General features: G+C 52.4%; 11 protein-coding genes. All 11 read right to left on the bottom strand.

What is annotated here, in order from left to right:
* Window positions 1-16: 16 nt before the first annotated feature.
* The 11 genes from PXG97_RS08145 to PXG97_RS08095 all read right to left on the bottom strand — a co-directional run bounded on the left by PXG97_RS08145 (window position 17) and on the right by PXG97_RS08095 (window position 15,685).
* Complete coding sequence (locus PXG97_RS08145) at window positions 17-2,806, bottom strand: PA14 domain-containing protein (protein WP_276497258.1); 2,790 nt, start codon at window positions 2,804-2,806, stop codon at window positions 17-19.
* 664 nt (window positions 2,807-3,470) lie between these two features.
* The gene (locus PXG97_RS08140; protein WP_276497257.1) at window positions 3,471-4,718 is read right to left on the bottom strand and encodes a glycosyl hydrolase; all 1,248 of its coding nucleotides are present in this window, start codon (window positions 4,716-4,718) and stop codon (window positions 3,471-3,473) included.
* On the bottom strand, window positions 4,719-5,558 hold the full coding sequence (locus tag PXG97_RS08135) for a glycosyltransferase family 2 protein (protein WP_276497256.1): 840 nt from the start codon (window positions 5,556-5,558) through the stop codon (window positions 4,719-4,721).
* 18 nt (window positions 5,559-5,576) lie between these two features.
* Complete coding sequence (locus PXG97_RS08130) at window positions 5,577-6,824, bottom strand: glycosyltransferase family 4 protein (RefSeq protein WP_276497255.1); 1,248 nt, start codon at window positions 6,822-6,824, stop codon at window positions 5,577-5,579.
* Window positions 6,825-6,832: 8 nt separating this feature from the next.
* On the bottom strand, window positions 6,833-7,768 hold the full coding sequence (locus PXG97_RS08125) for a nucleotide-diphospho-sugar transferase (RefSeq protein ID WP_276497254.1): 936 nt from the start codon (window positions 7,766-7,768) through the stop codon (window positions 6,833-6,835).
* Between the two features lie 40 nt (window positions 7,769-7,808).
* A complete protein-coding gene (locus tag PXG97_RS08120) occupies window positions 7,809-9,125 on the bottom strand; it encodes an O-antigen ligase family protein (protein WP_276497253.1) in 1,317 nt (438 codons plus the stop codon).
* Between the two features lie 19 nt (window positions 9,126-9,144).
* The gene (locus tag PXG97_RS08115) at window positions 9,145-10,350 is read right to left on the bottom strand and encodes a glycosyltransferase family 4 protein (RefSeq protein WP_276497252.1); all 1,206 of its coding nucleotides are present in this window, start codon (window positions 10,348-10,350) and stop codon (window positions 9,145-9,147) included.
* 9 nt (window positions 10,351-10,359) lie between these two features.
* A complete protein-coding gene (locus tag PXG97_RS08110; RefSeq protein WP_276497251.1) occupies window positions 10,360-11,913 on the bottom strand; it encodes a lipopolysaccharide biosynthesis protein in 1,554 nt (517 codons plus the stop codon).
* Window positions 11,914-11,990: 77 nt separating this feature from the next.
* Complete coding sequence (locus tag PXG97_RS08105; RefSeq protein WP_276497250.1) at window positions 11,991-14,363, bottom strand: polysaccharide biosynthesis tyrosine autokinase; 2,373 nt, start codon at window positions 14,361-14,363, stop codon at window positions 11,991-11,993.
* A 2-nt stretch (window positions 14,364-14,365) separates the two neighbouring features.
* Window positions 14,366-15,133, bottom strand: a complete 768-nt coding sequence (locus PXG97_RS08100; protein ID WP_276497249.1) for a polysaccharide biosynthesis/export family protein — start codon at window positions 15,131-15,133, stop codon at window positions 14,366-14,368.
* A 330-nt stretch (window positions 15,134-15,463) separates the two neighbouring features.
* Window positions 15,464-15,685, bottom strand: coding sequence for a hypothetical protein (locus tag PXG97_RS08095; RefSeq protein WP_276497248.1), 222 nt, complete (start codon window positions 15,683-15,685; stop codon window positions 15,464-15,466).
* Between the last annotated feature and the right edge of the window lie 62 nt (window positions 15,686-15,747).

The raw sequence follows: 15,747 nt of genomic DNA, 5'->3' as shown, positions 1-15,747 counted from the left end.
AAAAGTTGTGGACTTGTTATTCTTTCACGATTTTGATGCTGTCGGACTTGCCGGCTTTGTCTGTGTACTTCAGAATATACAGACCTGTTTTCAGCTGAGCCAAGTCAATCGAAAGCTTATTGTTTACCAGCTCCAGCTTAGACTCTTTGTAAACAACGCGGCCAGTCTGGTCCAGTACGTTCACTTCTGCCAGCTCTACCTGCTTGTCTCCGAAGTCCAGCGTTACCACATCACGGAATGGGTTAGGGTAAGCCGTGGTTTGGGCGAAGAATGGATCTGAGTCTGCTACTTCAGAAACCTGCATGGCAGAGATGTTCTGGAAAGAATCCCCGAACGGAGACAGGTGCTTTCCTGCGATCGGAGCTTCCTTGGCGCCGCTTGGCAGCTGCCAGGCCACAGCCAGGTTGTCGCCGCCGGCTCCCTCCAGGTGCAGGGCCTCGATGTAGTAGCGCTTGCCGGCCTCCAGGGTCACCTTCACCGACTGCTGCGAGGAGTACTTGGTCCACTCGCGCGGGTTGGTCCAGCCGTTCACGTAGGCCAGCTGCTTCTTGGCCGCCGGGTCCTCCGAGGTGCTCAGGTAGAGGGCCGCATGGTTGTCGCCTGCGATCCAGAAGGTGTACTGGCCGCTCTCGGGCGCCGTCACGTAGCCGCGGATGCGCTGGGCGTAGTTGTCGCCCACGTTAGACGGAGCCTCGAACAGGGTCAGCTCCTTGGTGCTGCTCGGCGTGGTGTTCACCGGAACGTCGTTCACGTTCTCGCTGTAGACGCCCTTCCAATGCTCCAGCACGATCTTGCCGGCCGCAGGTACGATGGCTACAGTCTCAGGAGCTTTGCTGCCAAAAGTTGAGAGTCTGGCTCCCGCGATCGGAGCTTCCTTGGCGCCGCTTGGCAGCTGCCAGGCCACAGCCAGGTTGTCGCCGCCGGCTCCCTCCAGGTGCAGGGCCTCGATGTAGTAGCGCTTGCCGGCCTCCAGGGTCACCTTCACCGACTGCTGCGAGGAGTACTTGGTCCACTCGCGCGGGTTGGTCCAGCCGTTCACGTAGGCCAGCTGCTTCTTGGCCGCCGGGTCCTCCGAGGTGCTCAGGTAGAGGGCCGCATGGTTGTCGCCTGCGATCCAGAAGGTGTACTGGCCGCTCTCGGGCGCCGTCACGTAGCCGCGGATGCGCTGGGCGTAGTTGTCGCCCACGTTAGACGGAGCCTCGAACAGGGTCAGCTCCTTGGTGCTGCTCGGCGTGGTGTTCACCGGAACGTCGTTCACGTTCTCGCTGTAGACGCCCTTCCAGTGCTCCAGCACGATCTTGCCAGTGCCGGACCCTGTAGAAGTTGACGGTGTCTGTGTAAGAGGGGTCTCAACCGGCTCCGATACGTTTACAACCACGATACCTACTGCGGCAGATGTCTTTGAAGCACCTGCATTGTCATAAGCCTTGGCAGTTAGCGAGTATGTGCCAGTAGCGGCGTTAGTCCAGGTGTAGCTGAAGGGGGCGCTGGTGTCCTCACCGAGCTTCACGGAACCTTGGTAAAACTCAACCTTTGTAACCGAGCCGTCAGCGTCTGTCGCGTTAGCATTTATCACGATAGGAGATCCTGTCGAAAGCGAAGCATTAACAGTTGGGGAGGTGATCGCTACTGTTGGCGCCTGGTTGGCTGGAGCAGCACTGGCCGATCCGTTAGGGCCCAGTACAATACCGTTCTTCGCTAACTTGCTCTGCCACATGCTGTACTCATCTTTCTCCATTTGCTTAGTTATGGCCGCAGTAAGTGGCAAGAACGTGTTGTTCGTAAAACTGGCGTTCTCAGCTACAGAGACGTCGTTGCGGTTATTGGTGTAACCCCACGCGGTGATGCCTACCACGTTGTTGTCTACCGAGTTAGAGAAGGTTGTATTGTTTCTGTAGTAATCTTTGCTCCACAGGCCGGAAGTATACATGTTATACTTTGTGCCGTTGTCGAAGGTGGCTGCGTTTACGGCTCTGTTGTGGTGGTAGCGGATATTGTTGCCACCGGCTATACCCATAGAGTAGTTGCCAAGGCCTATCAGTTGGTTGTCGTGTGCCTCGATGTAAGCAGGGCAAGTGTTGATGTCGCCATCACCGTCCGTAATGATACCACCACCGGAGTAGGACTTACTTTCTGCCTGTACAGGGTAAGCACCTTCAATGTAGTTGTTGTGTATCTTGATGGGAGAAGACTGTGTTCCCCTGGAGTTGTGAATGTTGATGTTGTCTTCCACGGCAGAGTTGTTAGGCGTGTTTATCACCTGGTTCCAGGCAACCTCTGCGTGGCTAATTGGCTTTTTAAAGTTAAACTGGACAAACTGCGCGAAAGTAGTTCCCCCATATACACGGCCATCAATATTCTTAGCTACGTTGTAGCGAATTTTGATTGTTTCTGAAGAGGTTCCGTTACCCTCGTAGCTTTGGCCGATGTAGATGCCGGCTGTGTTCTCCATGTAGCAGTTTTCTACCACCACACTCTTGAAAACATCTATGCCTAAGAAGCGACGCGCTTTTTTGGAGCCACTGTAAGGTGTTGGCGCAAGTCCATACCCATTCGTGTGGCGGATCGTCAGGTTTATGCTGTTGCCCAAGCTTCTGATAAGCGGACCGGCCCCGCGGATGTTGGAATGCTCGATGATCACTGGCTCGCTTGTTTTAATCTCTATGGCAGCGACATCAGAGTTTCTGGACTCCCAGTTTCCTTTGTAGGTTCCGCCCTTGGTGATCACCAGTGGGCCACTGTAAGTTTGTGCGGTTACTGTAGAAGGAAGAAGCACGAACAGGATGTAGGCGAAAAGCTGAGCCATAAGTGCTCTGCTTGCCCTCTTGCTCAGGTTAGAGGTTTTTGTGTTCATTTCCTTTGGCTAAAAGTTGAAAATAAGATTTTTTAATGTTTTGTTCTCTTTAAAAATCTTACAGTGTCCCTTGGCTAATGCACTGTTGATAAGATTTTTTCTGTATTGGAGCGATAGCTCCGCGTTGTTGTAAGTGGCTAAAGTTTTAAAATATAAACTGTTGCAAATATAAAGTGGAAAGTTTGATAAATCCCACAGTTGTATTTTTAAAATTGTAAAAATTTATACACTTATAAGAATAGTTATATGATATAAATGGCTGTAAAATTATAAAACCCTTTATTCCTTTATTTTAGAAGGGTTTTGATAAGGTTACGCATTTCGCAAATATCTTTAAATGTTTATATGGGTTTTTGCAGGTATAATCCTGTTATATAGGCAGTATTTAATGTTTATGACAGCAGTATCACCTGTAAGACAGAGGATGGAGATATGGGGAAAGTGATATAAATATTTATTGTAAGATATATTTATATATTATGGTGATACAAAGTTGCATGTATTGTACTTTTCTGGTGTGGAATAATTCCACACTTTCAGGTTGGGCAATATTAAAAGTGCGATTTAAGCTAATATAGGCGTATAGCAATTCCACAGTTTGTGGATTTAGCCTGTGTTATAGACGAGGCTGCGGCCCTAGTTTTATGTTGTGCTGGCGGAGCTTTCTTTGCCAAAGTGTGTATTCCTGAGTCTCCAGGGCTTTGGTGACACTGTCCGGGAGAATGTGATTGGCGTATTCCCGGGCGGCTGCAAAGGTACTGTCGAACACTTCGTTGCGCCAGCTCCTGTTCTTGCCCAAAACGGCCAGGCTGTTGTGGTGCATGCTGTTGTTAAAGGTGTTGCCCATCTTATAGTAGTCTTTGGCCCAGATACCGCTGGTCCAGAAGTGGTAGGGCTTGCCGTCCGGAAATTCTGCCGCCACTACAGCACGGTTATGGTGCATCTCGATGTGGTTGCCCCCGGCGATGCCCAGGCAGTAGTTGCCGAGGCCCACCAGTTGGTTTTCGTACACCTTCACATAAGCGGTGGCCTCCAGGGAGTCGGTGCCCGGGGAGTCGGTGATGATGCCGCCGCCGGAATACTCAGGTAGGTGCAGGGGGTAGGGGAAAGCACCTTGTATGTAATTGTTGTGAATCAGGATAGGGGAATGAGCCGTACCCCTGGAGTTGTAGATGTTGATGTTGTCCTCCACGGCGGAGGCTCCCGGCTCGTTTATCACTTCGTTCCAGGCAATCTCGGCATGAGGTACCTCGCCACGGTAGTTAAACTGCACGAACTGTACAGCCTTCAGGCCATCGTATACTTCGCCGGTAATGTTACGGGCCTTGTTGTAGCGGATCTTTATACTTTGCTCCTGACTGCTGTCGCCCGTGTATTCTACACCAAGGTAGATGCCTCCTGTCTGCTCCATGTAGCAGTGTTCCACCACCACGTTCCGGAAAACATCCACTGCCAGAAAGCGGCGCGGCTTGGCGTAGCCGCTGTAGGGGGTGGGGGGTAGCCCATAGCCTTCGGTGTTGCGTACGGTAATGTCCGCGCCATGCCCTTGGCTGTGGATCAGGAAGCCGGCCCCCCTGATTTTAGAGTTCTCGATAATGACTGGCTCCTTCGTGCGCACTTCCACGGCCGGTACCTCAGAGTCCCTGGACTCCCAGTTGCCACTGTAGGTGCCGCCCTTGGTAATGATAAGCGGGCCGCTGTAGTTAGCCGTTGCAGCCCTGGGCGAGAAGTGCAGCACGCGCGCCAGGCTAAGCCCGGCTAGCACTACCAAAGCGGCAGCAGCTACAGTAAAAAGCCACTTCCGGCTTACCGACAGCATATGGCGGCGGCGGGAAGTGGCTTTTATACTTATAGGATACGGCATCTATTTCAGCATATAACCAAAAATGCGCCGGGCGTAGCCATTGGCCAGGTAGTAGGGGATATACGGTGTAGGGCAGTTCTTGAGCGTGAAGCGGGTAAAATCGCGCAGGTTGCCGCCGCCCTTGATGTCGAACAGGTGCTTGTAGAAATTCTGCAGCGACTTGCTCTGGCGGTTTTTGCGCTCGCCGCTTTCCTCAGGGTAAGTATAAAGCTTAGCGTCGTAGTTCACGTACAGCTCAAAGCCGTTGCGCAGGGCAGTGTGGGTGAAGTCGTAGTCGGCCACGTAGTGCGGGAAGCGGTCCTGGTCCAGCAGGCCGATCTTCTCGAACACAGCGCGAGGTATAAGCAGGCCACGGCCCGGCAGTTGCGATACCGCATGCAATCCTGCCTGCTGCTCTTTCGGTAGTTCCTGCAGCAGGTGGCGCACCTTGTTCAGCTTAAAATCCACGATCTCGCCGCCAAAGGCTGGCTCGCGGGTACCGGCATCCATCTCCAACGCCCCGATCACGGCGTTTGGCTTCTTTGCCATCCACTTGTAGGTATTTTCGATATAGTCCTCGGCTACCTCCAAGTCGTTGTTGAGCGTCATCACGTACTCGGCTCCTTGCTGCAGGGCGTGCTTGATGCCCATGTTCACGCTGGCGGTCCAGAAGAGGCTTCCGTCTCCGAAAAGCACTTCTGTCTCCGGAAATTCCTCGCGCAGCATGTCGGCGGTGCCGTCGGTGGAGCCGTCGTCCACCACAATTACTTTATAGTTTTGGTTAGTGCCTCGTTGAAGGGAAAGCAGGCATTCTTTGGTAAAGTTCTTTCTGTTGAAAACAGGTATGACAATGTATAACATAAGTGTTAAGGGCTAATACTAAGGTTGAACGGTTAGTTCGGCAGGCTTGGCCTGGGTATACTTACTGTAAAACTCGTTGATGTGTTGTGTCTTTTTGGTCCATGTCTGCGATTTGGAGAATTTATAGCCGTTCATGCCCAACTGACGGCGCAGCAGGGGTTGGTCATGTAATTTCTCCACGGCAGCGGCAATGGCTTTCACGGTTTCCTGGGAGGTGCTAACCGGCACTTTCACGCCGGCATCATCCGGTACCAGGTTTCTGGCGCCGTGCAGGTCCAGCGTAACAATCGGCAGGCCGTAGGCCATGGCCTCCAGAAACTGGGCGGCACTGGAGTCGCGGAGGCTGCAGAACAGAAAAAGGTCGCTGGCGGTATAGGCGCGTTTCACCTCATCCCACGGCACCTGGCCTTTCCAGTTTACCTTCCCTTGCAGCTTGTACTCCTCTATCCAGCGCGGCACATAATCGTGCATGGGGCCATCGCCCAGTATGGTCAGCTCATACTTCACATCAGGGCGCACCTTGCTCAGGGCATCCAGCACCAGCGGCAACCCTTTGCGGGCAAACAGGCGGCCCACCCACAGAATCTTCAGCGTCTCGTCCGGAATGCGCTCGGGATAGGCCTCCGGGTAAAAGTCCTCGGGCAGGCTGGTGTCCAGAAACATCTTCGGGTTCAGGGCGCCGATGCGCTGGGCCATGTCGTAGGTGTCCTGGTTGGTGGTGAGCACCAGCGAGGCATGCTGCATGGCTCTGCGGGCGTTCGGGTTCAGGGCCAGCAACAGTTCGCTGATCACCTTGCGCATGACCTCGGTTTTCCACCCGCTAAAGAAGTATTTCTTCAGCGCACGCGGAGCTTCCTGGCCGCCGCCTGTCGGGCCGAAGATGAGCGGCTTGTTCAAACGCCACAGGGCCGTACCCATCTGCAGGCTACCGATAGTCACGTGGTGCACCAGGTCGAAGTTGATTTTTTCATCCAGCTCCTTTGCCTTTTGGTAAGCGCGGTGCTGCCAGTACATGTAGTGCGGGTAAAAACCCAGGTGGTATTCGAAGAGCTTATCAACCCAGGCCGGTAGCTCCACAAACACGATGTGCAGGTTCGGCAGCGCCAGTTTCTCTACTTCCTTTTCTATACTTTCACGGCCTTCCACAGTGGTCAGGCACCATACTTCATGGCCAAGCTTGGCCGTATTCAGCGCCCAGTTCCAACCGTTGCCCAGTTCGGTGCCCCGGTTGGGCTCGCAGGCATATGCAGATAAAAGTAATTTCATATACTCAATTACAGACTAAAGCTGAACATAGCTTTCAGTTTGGCGCTTGCTTTGTCGCGCATCATTTTATTAAAGTTTCGCCGGTCCGACTCTACATCGCGGATCACGAACTTGGGGTGGCGAAGCGGAAAAGCTATTTCCTCCTCGTATACTTGGGCCTTCTTGTCGTGCAGGTTAAAGGTGTGGGTGGCATCCTCGCCAAAGCCGATGTTGCGCACCAGGTTCACCTCGGGCACGATGCAGAGGCCGGAGTTGCTGTAGACGGTAAACTCCCACTGGTAATCCCACACATCGCCTTTCCGGATGTTCTCAAAGGTCTCCTCCAGCTTGCTGAGCCTATACTTCTCCTCGAACTTGTTGAGGAAGATGCCGTTGAGGTAGCCTTTGTTCTTAAGCTCTGGGTAGTTGCCCAGGTTAAAGTCGTAGAGCTGCCAGGCACGGCGCCAGGTGGCCCAGCCCCAGCTGTTCACCTTGTCGGAGAAGTAGTAGGAGTAGTCGGAGTCGCGGCGCCAGCCATCCAGGTAGTTGTTGCCGCTGATGTGCATCACGCGGGTGTCCTGTTTGTACTTCTGCAGCAGCTCCTGGCAGAACCAGAAAAAGCTTTGCGACGGGATGCAGTCATCCTCGAGTATAATGCCGGTCTCCTCGTTCTCGAAAAGCCAGGAGATAGAGCGGGAGGGAGCCACGCCGCAGCCCAGGTTCTGTTCCTGAAACAGCGTCTTCACCTCGCAATCCCAATCCACCTGCTCCACAATGCGGCGGGTCTCGGCGCAGCGCTCGGCATCGGTGGCCACGTGCGGGCGCGGCCCGTCGGCGGCCACGTACAGCTTCTTGGGCTTTACCTGCCGTATGCGGTCAAAAACTTTCTGGGTGGTATGGGCTCTGTTAAATATGATCAGCAACACCGGAGTGTGCAATGGTTCTTGCGGTATAGAGGTACTCATACAAGTGTAAGGGTTAAGATATATACTTGTACTGCTATTCTTAAGATGGGGTTACTGTTTGAAGAGCAGTTATTCGATCACGCTTGCGCTGGCTAATCCTATCTCTCCGGCGCTTGGCAAAATCTGGTAAAAAGGTATATTGGGTTATGTCCTGCTCCAGGTAAGCAATAGCCAGGCCCAGGAAGGCGTAGTAGAAGTAGGGCAGTATGTAAGAAATGCCGTACACCAGGCCACTGGAGATGAAGGCAAGTATAACAATCTGCTTCTCGTTCAGCCGTTTTCCTGCAAAGCCTTTCTTCATGGCATAAAACTGCATGAGCATAAACAGCGTCATGCCCACCATGCCTACGTAAAAGAGCACATCCACATAAAAGCTATGGAAGTGGTGGCCGTTGCCATCCTCAAACACGGGTGCGTTAAGGTCGTCGCGGTAAAACTGGATAGGTAGTTCAAAGCCTTCGAATCGCATGCCCATGATAAAGTTATCTTGTATAAAGGGCAGGTAAGACAGAAACTGATTGTACCGCCAGCCGCCGGTTCCCTGCTCACTGGCATTTTCGATGTCTGAGAAGTTCTCCTGAATCTTGGTGATGATTTCCGGGTGGGTGGAGAAAAGGAAGGCACTGCTCAGGATGCCTAACATAACAATCACAAAGCCAATAGGAAGCAGCTTACCGAAATTCACTTTCACGACAGCCTTGAAATGAACCAGGTAAACGTACACAGCGAGGATAATCGTCATGCAGACCCACACCGTTCTGTGCTGAAAGAAGATGATGGCCAGTACCACCACAAAGCCCATGATCAGGTTGTACATGCCGCCTTCGAAAAGGTACTTGCTGGCAAAGTACAGGAAAGGGATAACCAGCATGTACATGGTGGTGGCATTTACGCCGCGCTCATGGTTTGTGAACGAAGCGATGCTAAGGGCCTCGGGATGTATCAGCACAACGTTCAGGGCAAAACCGATCAGGATAAAGTTGATGATGTGGTTCAACCGGAGGTGGTCGTTGTTCTTATAGAAAGTATAAATGAAGAACACGAAGTAAAACAAGAGCAGCCTTAAAAACACATGCGGGTAGATGAAGAAGCTGTTATACTTGTAGTAGGACTCGAACGACATGCCGAACACATAAATGGTAACAAGCACAAATACAAAGCGCATGAACGGAGACATGGTCTGAAAACGATAGGCGCTATACAGAAAGGCGATCCCGGCGTTTAGCTTTACCAACACACTAAGCATAGAGCCCAGCGTATCCTCGTTGCCTCCTGCCAACAGTTCCAGGTACATTGGGTCCAGGAACATGATCAGCATGAGCGGGAAGGCGAAAATGATGCTGTAGTTTAACTTCATGGTGCTGATGTTGCTAATATCAATTGTTAAGCAGCGAGGTGGCAGCTCTCTCTTGTACTGAAGCCGGGCGCTTAGTGTTTCCTGTGTTAAGTATGGAGGCGAACAGCTTCAGGTGTTGCTCTGCCACAACTTCTTCAGAAAAGTGCGCCTTCGCAAATGCGTAAGCCTTGGAGGCCACCTGTTGCGCGAAAGCATCATCACGTAAGAGGCGCTCCGCGGCGGCGGCCATTTCTTCCTCAGATTGTATGTCACACAGCACACCAGCGTCTCCGTGGTCCAGCAGGTAGGGTACAAAGCCGCTGCGCCTGCCACCCACTACAGGTGTGCCCGCAATCATAGACTCCAGCACGGCCATCCCAAATGATTCTTCTTCCGAAGGGTGCAGGAGCACCCTGGCACCAGTTACATGCTGCATCAGCTCCTGATGGGAGCATGGCCCCAAAAACCGCACACCGTCCTCCAGGTTATGCTGCCGGGCATATTGCTGCGCGGCTCCCCCGGGTTCCATGTCAGCCCCGATCAGGTGGTACTCCAGTGCCGGAAACTTCTTTTTCAGTCTGGCAAAGGCATGTAGCGCCCTCGGAACGCCCTTGCGTTTGGTGAAGCCCATCACGACGGAGATAATGTAATTCCCCTTTACCTTTCCAGGGGGCAAGGGCCCATCCAGGTGTGGTGTATAGAAGTTGTTGATGACAGTTGCCTTCCGCTTGTTCCGGGCTGATAACTGGGAGTAGGTATAAGCTGAGTTAGCCACCAGCCATTTTGCTCTGTAAACAACCACAGCGTTCATGAGGAAGCGTACGAGCCGGAACATGTCAGGCTGCTTCAGTAATATTTTCCAGGCGATGTCGTGGATGCTTACCACGGTGGGTATGCCGCTGTCCAGCGCAGCCCAGGCGTACTCATACGTCCAGAAAGCGTAAATGATGTCAGCAGGGTGCTGCAGCATCAGGGCCTTCAGCTGCTCCCTTTCATAGTTAAAGACCCTTCTGCCTGGCTGCGGCTTTGTGCAGCCGATGCATACTGTTACTTGTTTGCTATGCAGTACGGTAGGCTCTGAGACTTCGCCAGAATTCGTATAGGCGATAACATGGTAACCCCGTTTGATCAGGGCGTTGATAAAGTGGGATATTAACGGAAATGTATTCGTGTTAGGTATGGCCGTGTCCCCGAAATCACATTCCAAAAGCTTTATATCTACCGGCCCGGATACTCCTATAACCATATTTGTATGTCAATTTACTGCTTCAGTATTGTTGATTACGGATTTTCTATATTTTGATAGCATCTTGCCGTAATAGCTCGTCGAGTTCTCATCAACCCCGAACTTTGAAAGAAGCTTGTTTATTTGCGTTTTAAGCGTGTTGTGCGGGAAGAACAGGGTCAGGACTATGAACAGAATCGCCCCTGTTGTTATCTGGCAAGCCAGCACGAGCACATGGGACAGGTCAAGGCCACGCAGCACACTGCTTAGGGCATAGATGATGGCGGCTATAAGCACACCGTTGACCAAGCCTGGCACGTACACCTGCATTTGCTCCAAGTAAGAAAGCTTCAGAATCCGGTTCAGGACTGTTTGGTAGAACAGAATACGCACTATCTCACCCGCCAGAACGGCGAAGGCGAACCCGATCAGGCCATATTGCCTCAGCACAAAGAAGAAAGTCGTTATCACACCTATAAACACGAGCGTCAGCACGATCTTAATGTTAAGCACGGCCTTAGCATCGCACACGATCCCTGCAAACATGGTGATAAAGCTCAAGGGAATAGCCAGGCAAAGCACCTGCAGCACAGGGATCGACTCGCCCCACTGGTCGCCTAGAAGGATGTACACCACCTCGGGCGCAGCCACCAACAAGCCCAGGCAAGTGGGTATGATTATGGTAGCCAGAAGCGTCGTGCTGGAAATATAGGCACTCGCCAACTTGGACGTTTCTGCCTGTAACTTACTGAAGGACGGAAATATAACACGGCTAATGGTGCGGGTTAGCATGTACATGGGCAGGTTTACCAGCCTATGCGCCCGGTCATACAGGCCCAATCTGTACGGCCCCAGTGTCTTCCCGATAAGTATGGTGGCCATGTCCTGGCTCAGGAACTCCAGAAAACTGATGACAGACATTCTGCTGCCATAGCTAAACAGTGGTTTGTAAGACTCCCATTTAAATAGAGGCAAGACGTTATGCCTTGTTATGAAATAAGCCCCCAGGGCCACAAGTGATGCCTGCGTAAGTGTGGCGATCACAAGGCTCCAAACACCGTAGCCCAGGTAAGCGAGAACTACCCCAACCCCCAGGTAGGATATGATGTAGGAGAGCGTCTCAACAATGCTTAGCTCCTTAAACCGCATGTTGCGCTCACACAGGCTAGAGGCTGTGGAGGACAGGCCGCCTATCAACAGTGCCATGGACATGAGGCGCACAATGGGCGTCACTTGCTCGCTCCCATACACATCGTTATCGAAGAACATGGTGGCGAAGGGAGCCAGTGCCCAGATCAGCACGGTGAAGAAAAGGCCAAGCAGCGCGGATGATGTAAAGGCAGCCCGGATGTTATCCTCTGTTAGCTCATCTTTTTGAATAATAGCCTGCGAGAGACCCAAATGCGCAAAGTAACTGCCGAAGCGTAGGATCACGCTGGCAATGGCCACCAGACCAAAAGCCTCCGGGGCCAGCAGGCGGGCCATGGCCGAGGTATAGCCAATCTGCATCACTGCGTTGGCTACCGTGGAGACGGTTCCCCACTTCAGGCCGCTGACAGCTTTGGAGGCTAAATTTTTACTCATCTGTGGTATGCTGGTATAGAGTAACAGGTGAGGTGCAGCCACTCTGGCTGCACCCGCTGTTATGTTGGTAAATAGGGTTAGACGTAGTAGTACTTGGCCTTTTTCTTATAGCCGTACTCATAGGTCTTGTTGTAGTTGAGGTCGTTCATGATCATGTAAAGGTTCTTCACCTTGCCGGCGTTGTACAACTCATTTATCTCGGCCAACATGTCTTTGTTAGTATACTTATGCTTCACCACGTACAGGTTCACGTCCATGTGGCGCATCAGCACAAAGTACTCTGAAACGAAGCCAATCGGTGGGGTATCCACCACCACATAATCATACTGCTCTTTCAGCTTGTTTACAAGCTCCTGCATCTTCGGCGACTCCAGCAGGTGGAGGGCGTTCTCAGGAATCGGTCCGCACGGGATGATGTCGAGGTTCTCCATGTAAGTTTTCTGCACCACCTCCTCCAGTGCCTGCCCCTGCGTCAGGTACGTCGACAGGCCAACAGACTCAGCCACCGGAAAGTACTTGCTGAAGGTTGGCTTGCGCATGTCCGACTCAATAAGCACCACACGCTTGCCCGACATGGCAATCTCAGAGCTCAGGTTCACAGAGCAGAAGGTCTTGCCCTCGCCTGAGACAGAGGAGGTGAGGCCGATTACCTGGAACTCCTGGTCCGACATCAGGTACTGCAGGTTTATGCGTATCGACCTGAACGACTCGGCAATGGCCGAGCGCTGGTTATTCAGCACAGCCAGCTTATCCGACTTAGAGCCATGCGCCACCACCCCCAGGAAAGGGATTCTGGTCAGGTTGCTTAACTCGTTTTTACCCTGTATGGTGTTGTCCACGTTCGACAGCAGCACTATCACGCCGGCAGGTATGGCCAAGCCGATGAGCAGGGCCAGCAGGTAGATCATCTTCGGCTTCACGTTAACAGGGGTACTGCCTACCATAGAGGCCTTGTCGATGATCTTTTTGTCCGTCGCGTTGGTGGCCAGGGCAATGGCAGCCTCAGCACGTTTCTCCAGCAGGAAGTCATACTTCTTGTCGATGAACTCGGACTGGCTCTGCAGGTCCATCAGCTTGCGCTCGTTCTCGGGCAGGGAGGCAAGCGTAGACTCTATCTTGCCGATCCGCTCGTTTACGTTGGCAATAGAGATGTTGGCCGACTCCACCAGGTTCTGCAGGTTGGCCTCAATGGCGCTCCGCGTGTTGGCTATCTCGCCTTCGATCTTGCGCAGCATCGGGTTTTCTTCTGTGGCCGTGGTTCTGTAGCCGGCCTTTTTCTGGTTCAGCTCAGCCAGCTGCAGAAACAGGTTGTTCAGAATCGGGCTCTGGATGCCACCCACTGTAGGCGACACCGACTGCGCGATGCCGTTGCCGTTCCGGATCTGGTCCAGGATGTTCTCATAGTAGGTCTTGTCGGTGTTCAGGCGCGCGCGCTCTGCCTCCAGCTGCGAGAGCTTCTCATAATTGAGGTTAGACTGCACGTTGATGTTGGCGATCCGGTTGTTGGAGCGAAACGAGGATAGCGCGTTCTTGCTCTGGCGGAGCGAGTCAGAAAGCGTTGCCAGCTGGCTGTCGATGAACTCCAGCGTCTTCAGCCCGTTCTGGTTCTTCTCCTTCAGGTCGTTAGCCACATATTCTGCCATTAGCGTGTTCAGGAAGGCTACCTGCTTATCCGGTATACTTCCCTTGCTGCCCAGCACCAGCACACGGGCCTCGCGGTCCAGCGGTGCAATACCCAGTGAGGCCTGTTGCTGCTTCACGAGGCTCTCCAGGCTGTTTATCACAAAGTAGTACTTCTTGGCCGGCTCCAGGTTCTTTGCATCGCTGCGGTGAAGCGTCAGGCTCAGGTTCTCGTCCTGGTAGGGCTCCCCGAACTTAAGCGTCTTCTTAAAGCTCACAATCGGCAAAGAGCCTACAACAGCGTTAGAGCGGAAGTCGTAACGCGGGGCGTTCTCGGCTTCAATCTCCAGCTCATAGGTGTTCTCGTCCAGCAAGCGCACCGTTATCGGGATATCCACCAGCTGTATGCCGCTTGTGTCCAGGTCCACCTCGTAGGGTGCGGACTTGTATTGTTCCTCAACCACCAGGTTACTGATATTATTCAACCAATGGTCGGTAACGCGGTAATACGCTACGGTGAAGTTCAGCTTTTGCAGCGCTTGTTTTATCATCTCGGCAGACGATAAAAGGCCGATCTCGTCCTCCACTTTTATGCCTCTGCTCTGCACGTCCAGCACCTCCAGCAGTTCCTGCGCCTTCTTAGAGCCGGTTTGCTGGTCGCCGAGCAGCAGCGTAGACTTGAACTCGAACACGCGCGGAGAGCTTTTTACATACACATAGCCTGCCGCCAGCGCCAGCACGGCACTTAGGGCAAACCAATACCAATTAGACCTAAACTTGAAAAACCAGCTTCTTAAGTCTATTTCGTGCTCCTGTTTATTTTTTCTCATCGTTATTTAAACAAATTGTACAGTAATGCCCCTGTAGAGATCACCCCTAGCACAGCGTTCCATACAATCAGGTTGTCGCGCTTCAGCTGTGTCTTGCGAGGCTCCACGTAAATCACGTCGTTGGGCATTAGGTAATAGTAGTGGGATTGTACGAGATTAGGGTCTTTGAGGTCTAGCAGCACTACCTCAGATGTGCCGTCATTCTTCTGGCGCACCAGTTTTACATTGTCGCGGTCTGCGCCTAAGGTCAGGTCGCCGGCCAGGCTGAGGCCCTCCAGCAGGTTTGCCCGCTCGTTGTAGATGTAGAAGTATCCGGGGTTGCGGACCTCCCCTAAAATGCTCACCTTAAAGCTAATGAGCTTTACCACCACGGTGGCGTCGGTAATGTAGCGGTCCAGGTTCTTTTGGATCAGGTCCTGCGTCTGGCCTGTGGTGAGGCCCTCTACTTTCAGTTTCCCAACAGTTGGCAGGTTAATAAAGCCTTCGTTATCTATGGCGTAGCCGCTCAGGTAAAGGCTGGCTGGCTCCGACATGCCCATGGCGTTAACAGGGTTGGTGATGTTGAAGAGGTTGGACATGTCTGGGTCCACGCTCAGCACCTTTATAGACAGCACATCGTTTGACTGCAGATGGTAAGCGGCGTAGCGAGTCTGGAAATCAGTAGGGACGTTTTCTTTAAGATTAGAATTCTGGATGTATACGAGTTCTTTTTTCGTCATGCAAGAGCTGACACCTAGCAAAAGCAGGAGAAGGTATACTATGTTTTTCATAATAAAGGGTTAAGGGTGATTCTTCAGCGGTGCAGGTTGGTTGTGCACCTGTAAGCTCCGTTTAATGTGATTAAAGTAAAAGCTTCAGTGTAACCGGATTTTAGTTCTGCCATATATACTGGTGCTTGCATAAAAGGATACTGAATCGCCTTAAAATTTTGGATATTTGTGAGAAAGCTTGCTTTAAGTGCAGGTGATAGTTGGCATAGTGCAAAGTGTGGGCGCAGGAGGCAGAGCGGGGGTAGAAAAACGAAAAGCCATTTCCGGGGCTGCCGCAGCAGGTCCCGGAAATGGCTTTAAAAGTATGGGTGCAGTATGCGCTACAGTGGGCTACTCAATCCACCTGGTGCGGCGTTGTTTGGCAGGCTGCTTGTGCTGTTGCTGCTGCTGCTGTACTCTAAGCTTGTCTTTGGTGTGGCGTACCAACTGCTGGGCAAAGCCGTCGCTATGCTCCAGGATACCCCCCTTCAATCTCCACCCCTGCGGCAGGAACCCCGCCACTTCTGTTGCCAGCCCCTCCAGGTCAGGCGCAATGATAATGTTGTACTCCATGTGTTTAGTTTGGCTAAAAGTAGGAGTACAATGTATAAAAATCTAACATTAGATGCACGGGC

This window comes from Pontibacter litorisediminis, from assembly GCF_029360645.1.
Taxonomy (GTDB): domain Bacteria; phylum Bacteroidota; class Bacteroidia; order Cytophagales; family Hymenobacteraceae; genus Pontibacter; species Pontibacter litorisediminis.
The sequence above is the reverse complement of the archived record's forward strand: the minus strand, read 5'-3'. Positions and strand labels throughout refer to the sequence as shown.

Excerpts from the sequence above, each read along its gene's own strand:
- PXG97_RS08120 (WP_276497253.1), bottom strand. The coding sequence starts at position 9,125 with ATGAAGTTAAACTACAGCATCATTTTCGCCTTCCCGCTCATGCTGATC.
- PXG97_RS08140 (WP_276497257.1), bottom strand. The coding sequence starts at position 4,718 with ATGCCGTATCCTATAAGTATAAAAGCCACTTCCCGCCGCCGCCATATG.
- PXG97_RS08105 (WP_276497250.1), bottom strand. The coding sequence starts at position 14,363 with ATGAGAAAAAATAAACAGGAGCACGAAATAGACTTAAGAAGCTGGTTT.
- PXG97_RS08135 (WP_276497256.1), bottom strand. The coding sequence starts at position 5,558 with ATGTTATACATTGTCATACCTGTTTTCAACAGAAAGAACTTTACCAAA.
- PXG97_RS08145 (WP_276497258.1), bottom strand. The coding sequence starts at position 2,806 with ATGGCTCAGCTTTTCGCCTACATCCTGTTCGTGCTTCTTCCTTCTACA.
- PXG97_RS08115 (WP_276497252.1), bottom strand. The coding sequence starts at position 10,350 with ATGGTTATAGGAGTATCCGGGCCGGTAGATATAAAGCTTTTGGAATGT.
- PXG97_RS08095 (WP_276497248.1), bottom strand. The coding sequence starts at position 15,685 with ATGGAGTACAACATTATCATTGCGCCTGACCTGGAGGGGCTGGCAACA.
- PXG97_RS08125 (WP_276497254.1), bottom strand. The coding sequence starts at position 7,768 with ATGAGTACCTCTATACCGCAAGAACCATTGCACACTCCGGTGTTGCTG.
- PXG97_RS08130 (WP_276497255.1), bottom strand. The coding sequence starts at position 6,824 with ATGAAATTACTTTTATCTGCATATGCCTGCGAGCCCAACCGGGGCACC.
- PXG97_RS08100 (WP_276497249.1), bottom strand. The coding sequence starts at position 15,133 with ATGAAAAACATAGTATACCTTCTCCTGCTTTTGCTAGGTGTCAGCTCT.
- PXG97_RS08110 (WP_276497251.1), bottom strand. The coding sequence starts at position 11,913 with ATGAGTAAAAATTTAGCCTCCAAAGCTGTCAGCGGCCTGAAGTGGGGA.